The organism is Luteimonas sp. A277 (genome assembly GCF_054052045.1).
On sequence record NZ_JBSVRG010000009.1, the window covers coordinates 60,789 to 72,822 of the forward strand.

At 66.8% G+C, this 12,034-nt stretch carries 7 protein-coding genes; 3 read left to right on the forward strand and 4 right to left on the reverse strand.

Annotated features, from left to right (window positions below; translation table 11 throughout):
* Positions 1 to 3: 3 nt before the first annotated feature.
* Positions 4 to 381 carry a response regulator gene (locus ACW7G2_RS10190; protein WP_456975373.1) on the forward strand — a complete coding sequence of 126 codons (378 nt, stop codon included), beginning with the start codon at positions 4 to 6 and terminating at the stop codon, positions 379 to 381.
* 28 nt (positions 382 to 409) lie between these two features.
* Here ACW7G2_RS10190 and ACW7G2_RS10195 read toward each other — a convergent pair whose 3' ends face one another.
* Positions 410 to 2,716 (reverse strand): NADP-dependent malic enzyme, encoded by a 2,307-nt coding sequence (locus tag ACW7G2_RS10195; RefSeq protein ID WP_456975375.1) that lies wholly within the window; start codon positions 2,714 to 2,716, stop codon positions 410 to 412.
* 204 nt (positions 2,717 to 2,920) lie between these two features.
* On the opposite strand from ACW7G2_RS10195, the gene ACW7G2_RS10200 reads away from it, so the two are divergent.
* Positions 2,921 to 4,558, forward strand: coding sequence for an N-acyl-D-amino-acid deacylase family protein (locus ACW7G2_RS10200; protein WP_456975377.1), 1,638 nt, complete (start codon positions 2,921 to 2,923; stop codon positions 4,556 to 4,558).
* 39 nt (positions 4,559 to 4,597) lie between these two features.
* Complete coding sequence (gene gltS / locus ACW7G2_RS10205; RefSeq protein WP_456975379.1) at positions 4,598 to 5,791, forward strand: sodium/glutamate symporter; 1,194 nt, start codon at positions 4,598 to 4,600, stop codon at positions 5,789 to 5,791.
* On the opposite strand, the gene ACW7G2_RS10210 is transcribed toward gltS, so the two are convergent.
* From ACW7G2_RS10210 to ggt, 3 genes are all read right to left on the reverse strand, one after another.
* Entirely contained in the window at positions 5,775 to 6,899 is a 1,125-nt protein-coding gene (locus ACW7G2_RS10210) for a serine hydrolase domain-containing protein (protein ID WP_456975381.1), read from the reverse strand. The genes gltS and ACW7G2_RS10210 overlap by 17 nt on opposite strands.
* A gap of 101 nt (positions 6,900 to 7,000) precedes the next feature.
* Positions 7,001 to 10,114, reverse strand: coding sequence for a TonB-dependent receptor plug domain-containing protein (locus ACW7G2_RS10215; RefSeq protein WP_456975383.1), 3,114 nt, complete (start codon positions 10,112 to 10,114; stop codon positions 7,001 to 7,003).
* 85 nt (positions 10,115 to 10,199) lie between these two features.
* Positions 10,200 to 11,930, reverse strand: coding sequence for a gamma-glutamyltransferase (gene ggt / locus ACW7G2_RS10220; RefSeq protein ID WP_456975385.1), 1,731 nt, complete (start codon positions 11,928 to 11,930; stop codon positions 10,200 to 10,202).
* Positions 11,931 to 12,034: the final 104 nt, after the last annotated feature.

Sequence of the window (12,034 nt, forward strand, 5' to 3'; positions counted from 1 at the left end):
ATCATGAGCCGGGCGCCGGGCCAGCCATACCGGGTGCTGTTGATCGAGGATTCCCGCGATGACGCGGAGCTGATTTCCATTGCCCTGCGCGACGGCGGGCTGCGAGTGGATTGCACCCACGTATGGTCGGCGGACGCCGTGCGCCAGGCGTTGCGCGACACCCCGCCGCAGCTAGTGCTGTCGGATCTGAACCTGCCGGGCTTTTCCGCCGAAGAGGCGCTGGCGCTTGTGCGCGCCCACGACCCTGCACTGCCGTTTGTGCTCCTCACCGGCGCGCCGCTGCTCGGCCTGTCCGACGATCCGCCACTGGCCGCCGACGCGGCCCTGTCAAAGGACGACCTGCACCAGCTGCCGGCGCTGGTCCGCAGCCTCGTGGCGTAGGCCGGGGTCGGGGCCGGGCCCCGACGCCTCAGCCGCCGCGGCTCTTGCGGATCTGCGACTCGACCGCGGCAATGGCGGTCATGTTGATCACCCGGCGCGGGGTGGCGGTGGGGGTCATGATGTGGGCCGGACGGCTCACGCCCATCAGGATCGGCCCCAGCGCGGCGCCGTCGGTCATCACCCGCACCATGTTGTAGGTGATGTTGGCCGCATCCAGGTTGGGCAGCACCAGCAGGTTGGGCTGGCCCGAAAGCGTGGTGTTGGGGAAGATCCGCCGGCGCATGACTTCGTCCCAGGCGGTGTCGGGCATCATCTCGCCGTCCACCTCGAGCTTTGGCGCGCGCTCGGCCAGGATCTCCCGCACCTTGCGCATCTTCATCGCGCTGGGGCTGGCGTGGCTGCCGTAGTTGGAGTGCGACAGCAGCGCGATCTTGGGCTCGATCCCGAACAGCTTGAGCCGGTAGGCGCCCTGGATGGTGGCTTCGGCCAGCTGCTCGGCAGTGGGGTCTTCCTGCACGTGGGTGTCGAGGAAGAACCACAGGCCGCGGTCGCTGACCACGCCGGTCATGGCGGCGGTGCACTGCACGCCGCGATCCAGTGGCAGCACGCTGCGGATATAGCCGAGCTTCTTGTGGAAGCGCCCGACCATGCCGCACAGCATGGCGTCGGCTTCACCGCGCTCGACCATCAGCGCGGCGATCAGCGCCGGCCGCGAGCGCATCAGGTTCTTGGCCGAATCCGGGGTGATGCCGCGGCGCTCGGTCAGGGCGTGGAACTGGGTCCAGTAATCGTGGAAGCGCGGATCATCGTTGATGTTGGTCAGGTCGAAGTCGCGCCCTTCCTCCAGGCGCAGCCCCAGCTTGCGGATCCGGGTCTCAATCACATCCGGCCGCCCGATCAGGATCGGACGCGCCAGGCCCTCGTCGACCACGGTCTGCACCGCGCGCAGCACGGTTTCTTCCTCGCCTTCGGCGTAGACCACGCGCTGGCGGTCGTCACGGGCGCGGTCGTAGACCGGCTTCATCACCAGCGCGGTGCGGGTGAGAAAGTGGCGGAGCTTTTCGCGGTAGGCATCCATGTCCTCGATCGGACGCTGGGCCACGCCCGAGTCCACGGCCGCCTGGGCCACGGCCGGCGCAAGCACGGTCAGCAGGCGCTGGTCGAACGGGCGCGGGATGATGTATTCCGGCCCGAACGTGGGCACGTCGCCACCGTAGGCGCTGCCCAGGTCGCTGGCCTCGGCCTTGGCCAGCTCGGCGATGGCATGCACGCAGGCCAGCTTCATCTCTTCGTTGATACCGGTGGCGCCGGCGTCCAGCGCACCGCGGAAGATGTAGGGGAAACAGACCGCGTTGTTGACCTGGTTGGGGTAGTCGGAGCGGCCGGTGGCGATGATTGCGTCCGGGCGCACCAGCTTGGCCGCTTCAGGCAGGATTTCCGGGTGCGGATTGGCCAGCGCCAGGATCACCGGCCGCTCGGCCATGGTGGCCACCATTTCCGGCTTGAGGATGCCGCCGGCGGACAGGCCCAGGAACACGTCCGCGCCGGCCACGATCTCGGCCAGCTCGCGCTTGTCGGTGTCACGGGCGTAGCGGCGCTTGGCCTCGTCCAGGTCGTCACGGCCGCTGTGGATCACCCCGCCGCGGTCGAAGGCGGTGATGTTCTCGGGCTTCAGCCCCAGCGCCACCAGCATGTCCAGGCAGGCAATGCCCGCTGCGCCGGCGCCAGTGGTGGCCAGCTTCACGTCTTCGATCTTCTTGCCGGCGATTTCCAGCGCGTTGACCACCGCCGCGCCGACGATGATCGCCGTGCCGTGCTGGTCGTCGTGGAACACCGGGATCTTCAGCCGTTCGCGCAGCTTGCGCTCGACGACGAAGCATTCCGGCGCCTTGATGTCTTCCAGGTTGATGCCGCCGAAGGTGGGCTCCAGGCTGGCGATGATGTCGACCAGCTTGTCCGGGTCGCGCTCGTCGATCTCGATGTCGAACACGTCGATGCCGGCGAACTTCTGGAACAGCACGCCCTTGCCTTCCATCACCGGCTTGCTGGCCAGCGGCCCGATATCGCCCAGGCCCAGCACCGCGGTGCCGTTCGTGATCACCGCCACCAGGTTGCCGCGGGCAGTGTAGTCACCGGCGGTAAGCGGATCGGCGGCGATTTCCTCGCAGGCGTAGGCCACGCCGGGCGAGTAGGCCAGGGCCAGGTCGCGCTGGGTCAGCATGGCCTTGGTGGCCGTGACCTTGATCTTCCCGGGGGGCGACAAGCGGTGGTAGTCCAGGGCCGCTTTGCGGAACTCTTCTGCGGATTCGATGGGGCTGGACGGTTTGTCTGACATCTCACTCTGACCTGCTGCTGGAATCCCAATTCTAGCCGGTCCGGATGCCGCCTACGCCAGCCGGGGGCGCATGACACATAACCCCGGGCTATGCAGGACCGGCCCTATTTCAATGGTCAATGATTGCAGCAGGCATGAAGATGGATGGATCTTCGGCCAATATCCACGGCCAAAAAACGAACCCCATCTGTCCGGAGAGGTCCGATGCCCCAGCTGTACCGCCTCATGCGATCCTGCGGCCTCGCCGCCTGGCTGACGGTCGCGCTGCTGCTCACGGCCTGCTTTGAGGTCCGCCAGGAGCCGGCCGCCGGCACCGTGGACCTGATCATCGCCGGCGGCACGCTGTTTGACGGCAGCGACAGTCCCGGCCGCAGCACGGATGTCGCCATCACCGGGGACAGGATCGTCGAGGTGGGCCCGCACCTGGCCGGCCGCTACCAGGCGGCGCGCACCATCGACGCCCGCGGGCTGATCGTGGCGCCGGGTTTCATCGACCCCCACACCCATCCTTCCACCTACATCCGCTCTCCTGATCCCCAGGCCCGACGCAACCTGCCGTGGCTGCACCAGGGGGTCAGCACGATCTTCATCGGAATCGATGGAGGGGGCACCCCGGATATCGCCGATCAGCGCGAATGGTTCGAAAGCCACGGGACAGGCACCAATATCGCGGCCTACGTTGGACTGGGAGCGGTCAGGCGGCGCGTGCTCGGCAACGCGGACCGTGCTCCCGACGCGCACGAACTGCAGCAGATGCGCGGCATGGTCGCCGAGGCGATGTGCCAGGGCGCCATCGGCCTCTCCACGGGCCTGTTCTACGCCCCGCAGAGTTTCGCCAGCACCGACGAGGTGGTGGCGCTGGCCAGCGAGGCCGCCATCCGCGGTGGCGTCTACGACACCCACCAGCGCGACGAATCCAGCTACTCGATCGGCCTCATGGACTCAATCGAGGAAGTGCTCGAGATCGGTCGGCGGGCGCGGATCCCGGTGCATATCGCCCACATCAAGGCGCTGGGCACGGACGTGCACGGCAGCGCCGGCAAGATCATCGAGCGCATCGCGCGCGCGCGCGAGGAAGGCATCCGGGTGACCGCCGACCAGTACCCCTGGCTGGCCTCGGCGACCGGGATCGAGGCCGCACTGCTGCCGCGCTGGGCCCAGGATGGCGGCCGCGAAGCGTTGTTCGCTCGGCTCGACGATCCGGACAGCGCGGACCGGATCCACAGTGAAATGGTGCAGAACCTGCGCCGGCGCGGGGGAGCCGCCGCAGTCCTGATGATCGGCGAGGGCTGGCCCTGGTCGGGCAGGACGCTGGAGGAAATGGCGGACACGTGGGAGACGGAGCCGGTGGAGGCGGCACTGCGGATCATCCGCCACGGCGGACCGGGCGGCAGCGGGTCCGCACGGAAGATCGCTTCGTTCAACATGCACGCGGATGATGTGGCGGAACTGATGCGCCAGCCGTGGGTGCTGACCGCCTCCGACGGCGGCGACGGACATCCACGCCAGTACGCGACCTTCCCGGAAAAATACGCCCGCTTCGTCATCCAGGAAGGCGTCATCGACCTGCAGTCCTTCATCCACCGCTCGACCGGCCTGACCGCCGACACCTTCGGCCTGGAGGATCGCGGCTACCTGCGCGCCGGATACCACGCCGATGTCGTGGTGTTTGATCCCGAACGGTACGCGCCGGCTGCGACCTACGTGGAACCTTCGGTCCTGTCCAAGGGCGTGGAATATCTGTTCATCAACGGCACGGCCATGATCGATCGCGGCGAGACGGCGGAAGCCCTGCCGGGGCGTATGCTGCGCCACCATCCGCCTGCCGGTACCTGCGATTGAGCACTACCGTGCGCCTGATTACACGAGGAGTCCCTGTCGATGCTGCAACTTGATGCGGTGCAGACCCTTGCCCTTGCGGGCATCGCGCTGTTCCTGGGTTACGGCCTGTGCCGATGGGTGCCGGTGCTTGGAAAATACAACCATCCGCCACCGGTGATCGGGGGGCTGGTGTTTGCCATAGCGGTGTGGATTGCGCATGCGCGGGACACCACGTTATTCGTACTCGACACCAGCCTGCAGACGCCGTTGATGATCGCCTTCTTCACCACGATCGGCATGAACGCCAGCCTGAGGCTGCTGAAGATCAGCGGTACCCAGGTGATGATCTTCCTTGGGCTGGCGAGCGGCTTCGCGGTGTTCCAGAACCTGCTCGGCATGGCGGTAGCGGTGGGCTTCGACCTGCACCCGCTGTTCGGCGTGCTGGCCGGCTCGACCACGCTCACCGGCGGGCCCGCCACGGGCCTGGCATTCGCGCCGCTGTTCGAGGAGGCCGGGGTGGTGGGCGCGGAGTCGATCGCCGTGGCCTCGGCGATGGCCGGCATCGTGCTCGGCGGGCTGGTGGGCGGCCCGGCGATCACGGTGATGATCCGCCGCTTCCGGCTGTCGCCGTCCAGCCAGCAGGCGCAGGTTTCACCAGACCTGGAGACGACCGGTCCGGCACCATCGGAGGCGGTACGCGAATTCAACGCCCTCAAGAGCATCGTGACGCTGCTGATCGCGATGTGGCTGGGAGCATGGGTCAGCGGCTGGATCTCCGCTACCGGCATCACCCTGCCCGCCTACGTGGGAGCAATGCTGGTGGGCGCGGCGATCCGCAACCTGGATGACAGGACCGGGTGGATCGGCCTTTCGGTGCCCACCACCGATCTGATCGGCAACGTGTGCCTGGCGCTGTTCCTGTCGGTGGCGCTGATGAACCTCAAGCTCTGGGAGCTTGCCGGGCTGGCGCTTCCGCTGGTGCTGAACCTGGTGCTGCAGGTGGGCGCGGTGGTGGCCTTCTGCATCGTGGTGTTCCGGGTCATGGGCCGGGACTACGACGCCGCCATCATGGGCGGCGGTTTCATCGGCTTCATGCTTGGCACCACCGCCAATGCGATGGCGGTGATGCGCGCCCTGGTCGAACGCTACGGCGCGGCGCCGCGCGCATTCCTGGTGGCACCCCTGGTCGGCGCGTTCTTCATCGACTTCACCAACGCCCTGATCATCACCGGCTTCATCAATTTCTGGAGCTGACCGGACCGATGAAGTGTTCGTACAGCGCGCGGTTCACCGCGTCCCGGAGCTCCGGGTCCCTGACGCCGTTGGTGATCACGATGAAGCCGTACTTCCTGTCGGCATCAAAGAACATCGAGCTGTACAGCCCGTAGGCGGAACCGGTGTGACCGGTCAGCGTGACACCCGGAATCAGGGCCCGGTCGATGCGAAGGGCCAACCCGTAGCTGCTTTCAGCATCAATCTGCACGGTGGCCGCCTGCATCAACGCGGCATGCTCGGGACTGATGATCCGCGCGCCGGCCCACTCTCCCTGGTTCATGTGCATCAACATGTACCGGGCCAGGTCGGACGCGCTGATCTTCATGCCGCCGGTGGGAGAGAACAGGGGCGCGCTGTAGCCCAGCCGGTAGTCCGCCAGACGCTCGCCCAACGGCGCATATGCGGCGTCCGAGCGCACAAAGCCCGCGCCGTCCCGGTAGCGGTAGATCTGCGCGAAGCGGTCCGCATCCAGCACGTCCGACCAATGGCCGCCGTACAGGCCCAGAGGCTCGAGCACGTGCTGCTTCACGTACCTGTCAAACCGCTCCCCCGAGGCCCTTTCGATGATCGCCCCGACCATGTTGTAACCCAGGTTGGAGTACTCGTACTGCTGCCCCGGGGCGTGGGCCGAGTAACTTTCGGCCCAGGTCGCGTTGGCCCCGGGATTGATGATGTCCAGGCTGCCGTATTGCTGGCTGTCGGTAATGGACGAGGTGTGGTTGAGCAGCATCCGCAGCGTGATCGCCTGTTCCGGGAACGCGGGATTGCGCACCGGGAATCCAAGCAGCCCACCCACGTCGTCGTCCAGCGACAGCCTGCCCTGCTCCACCAGTTGCAGGACCGACACCGCTGCGAACGACTTGGAGATGGACGCGATGCGGAACACGTCATCCTCCTCCAGCGGCATGCGCGCTTCCCTGTCCTTCCACCCAAGGCTGTTGCGGTAGACGATGTCGTTGTCCCCGACCACCACCACCGCCAACCCCACCGCCTCGTGCTCGGCCATGAGTCCGGCGAGCCTCTCTTCGATGCCGCCCGCCAAGGCGGGGAGCAGCGCGAACAGCGACAGCAGGAGCGCCGCACACATGGCGACGCTACGTTTTGCAGAGTGTCTGGATCGCATCGCGCTTCCTCTTGCTGGATGGGCGCCGGGCGGCTGATGCCGCCCGGCGTCGTGCAGTGGCCGGATCAGTCGAAGCTCTTGGTCAGGGTCAGGTAGTAGCCACGCCCCAGCACGTTGTGCACACCGGAATAGAAGCCGATGGCCGTGGTCGAGAGCGGCGGGTCGCGATCAGCCACGTTGCGTACCGTGAGCCGGATGCGGGAGCCGTCGAGGAAGTTGTCCAGCCCGTCGAAGCGACGCTCCAGGTACAGGTTTGTAGTGGTCCAGCTCGGAATCTGGAAGCGGTTGCCATCGCGCAGCGCACCGGTGGATTCGAACTCGCCCACGTAGCGCACATGGGCCCCGGTGAGCCAATCACCCTTGCGCCATGAAAGGTTGGCTGTCGCCCGCCACTCCGGCGATCCGTTGATGCCAAGCAGGTTGCCGGCGCTGCTGAGCCGGAACCCGTCGCTGATGATGCCCGCTTCCTGGGCGTCCAGGATCATCTGCTCGTCGGCCACCGGATCCTGGGTGCGCTCGATCAGGCGGGAGGCATTGATGCTGTAATTGAACGTGCCCGCCCGCTCAGTCGGGATCCGGTGGGTCAGCCCGAAGTCGATGCCGCGGGTGGTGCGGGGCAGCCGGTTGATGTAAGTGTCATTGACCACGCTGACGGTACCGACCGGGTCCAGGCCGGTCCCCACGAAGTCCTCGATGCGGGTGTCATCGGGATCGTTCCTGACCACGTTCGGGTTGTGCGAACCCTGCATGCGCGCCAGGTAATCCAGCGCCAGCTGGGCCTGCTCGCCGAGGATGCCGATCACGTCCTCCTGCTCGATCACCCAGTAGTCGGCGGTCAGGGTCAGGCGGCCTGCAGCCTTGGGCAGGAAGGTCGGCTGGAACACGAACCCGACCGAATAGGCGTCGGAGGTTTCCGGCTGCAAGTCGCGGTTGCCGCTGCGCTCGGCCTGGGTGCTGGAGCCACGGCCACACCCGGACCAGCTGTCGATGCGGCCGGCACGCAGGTCCGCCTCGCACATGTAGTAATCGGTGCGGGTATTGCTGACCACGGTGCCTTCGGCGTAAAGCTGCAGGATATTGGGCGCCAGGAAGCTCTGCGCCCAGTTGCCCCGCACCATGAAGTCCTCGCTGAGGTTCCACGCCAGGGCGACCTTGGGGTTGGAGACCCAGCCGAAGTCGGAATAGTTCTCCCAGCGGCCGGCCAACTGCAGGTCAAGGCTGCGCACCAGTGGAATCCCCATCTGCGGCGACACCAGCGGTACGGCGAACTCGCCGTAGAACGAAGCCACGTTGCGATCACCGGAGTTGCTTGCCGCCGGGCTGGCGCCCAGCACATCGCTGGTGATTTCCCCGGTCATCGGGTTGGTGTAGGTGATCTCGCCGTTGAAGCGCGGATCGCGCACATCGTTCAGCGTTTCACGACGCCACTCTGCACCAAAGGCAAGGCCCACGTCGCCGGCGGGCAGGTTGAAGATGCTCTCGTGCAGGAACCGGGTGTCCACCTGGAACAGGCTCGCGGTGCTGTAGCGGACCACCGGCACGGTGAAGCTGGCAATGGTGTCCGGATCGCTCGGAGTCGCGTCAAGCCCTGACCAGTCGTTCGGATCACCGCCATTGAACGGGTTGTAGGCGCCCGGATCGGAACGCCCTAACGCTTCGGCAAACAGGGAGTTGCTGATCGAGCCGTGCTGGGTGTCCTCGGTGGTTGCGCGCGAGTACAGCACCGCGCTTTCCCAGTCGAAATTGCCCAAGTAGCCACGCACGCCCGCCATGACCCGGTAGGAATCATCGTCCACCGTGTAGGGACGCGCTGTGTCGATGGCACGATAGCTGGTGATGCGCAGGTCCAGGCCTTCTTCCGGCGCATCGATGCCGGGCAGGCGGTTGGGGTTGAGCGTGCCGTCCGGCAGGTACATCGCGCCGAACGGGTTGTAGTAGTTGGACGCGGGGACGATCATCGGCGCCGAGCCCAGCGACGACGCCTGTTCGCGCATGCTTTCGAACCGGGCCTTGTAGTAACTGACTTCGCCGAAGGCGACGAAGTTGTCGTTGATGTCCTGCTCAATGGTGCCGAACAGGTTGGTCCGGCCCACGCCACCCAGGATATTGCGCTGGTGCATCGAGTTGAAGCGCCGGGGACGATCTTCGGCGGTGCTGAAGGCACCGGTCTGGATGCACACGTCATCGTTGATCTGCATCAGGCAGCGATGCTCCAACGGCTGCATGTGGAAGTAACCGGTCCCGCTGGTGATCAGATCACCGTCCATCGAAACCGTCCGGCCATCGCGGGTCTGGAATGCCGCCCAAGGCGTGGTGGTCATGCGGTTATCGAAGGAGGTATGGCCCTCAAACGGGGTTCCTTCCAGCATCTCCCGGCGATCCATGTTGGCGGTACGGGGATGTTCGCTGGCCGCCACTTCGGATCGGTAGGTGTGTCCGCCCAGCAGGGTCACCCGCGTGCGCCCATCGTTGAACCAGCGGCCGGCCTTGAAGTTGAAGTTGCCCTGGCGCAGGTCGATGTTTTCCGAACCGCCGTACTGCGCCTGCACTTCCAGACCCTGGAAATGGGTGTCCATCACCACGTTGAGCACGCCGGCTACCGCGTCCGATCCGTACAGCGCCGAAGCACCGCCCATCAGCACCTCCATCTGGCGCACCCCGTACAGCGGGATCGAGTTCATGTTGGCGGTCTGGCGCGGAACCAGGGCCTCCGTCTGCGTACCTGGATGCGGGACCATGCGCCTGCCGTTGACCAGCAGCAGGGTATTGCCGGTACCCAGGTTGCGCAGGTTGATCGAGCCGATATCGCCGCGCGCGGCATTGAGGTTGGCGGCGACGTCGGTATTGTCGAACATCATGTCGCCCACCTGCGGCAGGCTGCGCAGCAGCTCTTCACCGGAGACCGCGCCGGTGGCCTCGATCTCCGCTTCGTCCATCACCGCCACCGGGACCATGCCGGCCTCGTTGTTGCCGGCGAACCGGCTGCCGACGACCACGACCTGATCCAGCTCGGCGATGCGTTCGGCCGCAGCCTGCTCGTCGGTCCGGCGCCGCTCCCCGTCATCCGTCGGCGGGGGTGCACCCGGGTCCGCGGCCGGCGGAGTCTGGGCGAAGGCCGGCGCGCCGGCGAGGATCGCGCCCACGACCGCTGCGAGTATGGTTTTCCGGTACGTCTTCATGTGTCTTCGCTCCCACGAACCATCGGTTCTTGTCATGACCGCGCTGGAAAGCGCGGGCGCTGTTTTCCTGTGGCCGCTGCCGCCGCTACTGTGCGATGGCCGCCGCCCCGGGCCTGCGGGGATCAGCCGCGCCTTCGACCCGGCCGGGTTCGACCACCAGCATCTGGGTGCTGCCAATTGTCTGTCCGGATGAAGTGATGTGGCCGCGCGCTTCGAGCAGCCGCAGCGTATCCGGGCTCAGGCCGCGTTCGATCTGGAGCGCGCCGTCGCCGGACATGTGTTGATGCACCCGCGGTGCCATCGTGGCCTCGGCGACGTTCATGCCGAAATCGACCACGTTGATGATCGTCTGCACGATGGTTCCGGGGATGGTGTTGCCGCCTGGACTCCCCGTCACCAGCCATGGCTTGCCGTCGCGCACAAGCATCGTCGGCGCCATGCTGGAGACTGGCCGCCGTCCCGGCTCCATCGCATTGGGCGGCGCAGGCCGGCCCTCGCGCTGGGCATCCAGCTGCGCGCGCAGCGAGAAGTTTCCGATCAGGTTGCCAAGCAGAAAGCCGGTTCCCCCGATCATCACCCCCGACCCGAAGTCGGCGCCGATGGTGTAGGTGTTGCTGACCACGTTGCCGTCGGCGTCGACCACCGAGAAGTGGGTGGTCTCCGGGCTTTCATGCGCCCACGGATCTCCCGCCTCCACGTCTGCCGCCGGCGTGGCGCGGTCCATCCTGACCAGGCCCGCGCGGCCGGCCGCGTACTGCTTGGCCACCAGCCCCCCGAGCGGTACCTGGAGGAAGCCGGTATCGCCGACATGGGTCAGCCGGTCACGCCAGGCAAGCTTGCTGGCCTCGGCGAACAGGTGCAGCGCATCGGCCGACCCCGCCCCCATCGATGGCAGGTCGAAGTGCTCGAGGACGTTGAGGGTGCCGACGATGCCCGCACCGCCACCGCTGGCGGGCGGCATGGTGACCACCTCCACGCCGCGATAGCTGCTGCGCAGCGCCGGGCGCTCGATCGCCTGGTATTGCATCAGGTCCTGCTTGCGAAGCAGCCCGCCGTGCTCGCGCATGCCCGCATCGAGGCGATCAGCGACCTGGCCCCGATAGAAATCATCCGCTCCATGTTCCGCGATCCGGCGCAGCGTCCAGGCCAGGTCGGACTGCACCAGCCGCTCGCCCGCACCCAGCGCCTCCCCGTCAGGGTGCAGGAACACCGCAGCCCCCGCCGTGCTGCGTGCCAGCCGCTCTTTGCCCCAGTCCAGCGCGAACGCCTCATCGGCGGTCAGCACGATGCCGTCCTCGGCCATCCTGATCGCCGGCTCCAGCAGCCGCTTCCACGGCAGGCGGCCATACTTTTCGTGGGCCAGTGCAAGGCCTGCCACCGTGCCCGGCACACCCGCGGCGCGGATGCCCGCCGAATGGCCGTCGAGCTGACCATCATCACCGACGTAGGCATCCAGAGTGGCCAGCGCCGGGGCCGCCGAACGGTAGTCGATGGCGGTATACCGACCCTCACCAGCCAGGTGAAGCAGCATGAATCCGTCACCGCCGACATTGCCTGCGCGCGGCAGGGTCACGGCCAGTACGAAGGCGGTGGCGACAGCGGCGTCCACCGCGTTGCCTCCCTCGCGCAGCACCTGTGCACCGGCCCGGCTGGCCGCATCGTTCTGGCTGACCACCATGCCGGCACTGCCCGTCTCCGGCTTGTGGATGGCTTCGTAATTGAGCAGCTGGCGGGTCTGCGCGGGCACCGCCAGCGACAGCGTCAACAGGCACCCGGCAACAAGCACAGCGCACTGGCGTGCGGCGTTCCAGACCATGCTTCCTCCTCCCAGGACAGCGGCCACGTACCACCATGCATAGATTGCCGGCGGGTGTCCCCCACCAATCCTGGGGCAACGCATACCCCACGGTTATGGCATCC

Coding starts and splice junctions, on each gene's coding strand:
- gltS (WP_456975379.1), top strand. CDS start 4,598: ATGCTGCAACTTGATGCGGTGCAGACCCTTGCCCTTGCGGGCATCGCG.
- ACW7G2_RS10195 (WP_456975375.1), bottom strand. CDS start 2,716: ATGTCAGACAAACCGTCCAGCCCCATCGAATCCGCAGAAGAGTTCCGC.
- ACW7G2_RS10210 (WP_456975381.1), bottom strand. CDS start 6,899: ATGTGTGCGGCGCTCCTGCTGTCGCTGTTCGCGCTGCTCCCCGCCTTG.
- ACW7G2_RS10200 (WP_456975377.1), top strand. CDS start 2,921: ATGCCCCAGCTGTACCGCCTCATGCGATCCTGCGGCCTCGCCGCCTGG.
- ACW7G2_RS10190 (WP_456975373.1), top strand. CDS start 4: ATGAGCCGGGCGCCGGGCCAGCCATACCGGGTGCTGTTGATCGAGGAT.
- ACW7G2_RS10215 (WP_456975383.1), bottom strand. CDS start 10,114: ATGAAGACGTACCGGAAAACCATACTCGCAGCGGTCGTGGGCGCGATC.
- ggt (WP_456975385.1), bottom strand. CDS start 11,930: ATGGTCTGGAACGCCGCACGCCAGTGCGCTGTGCTTGTTGCCGGGTGC.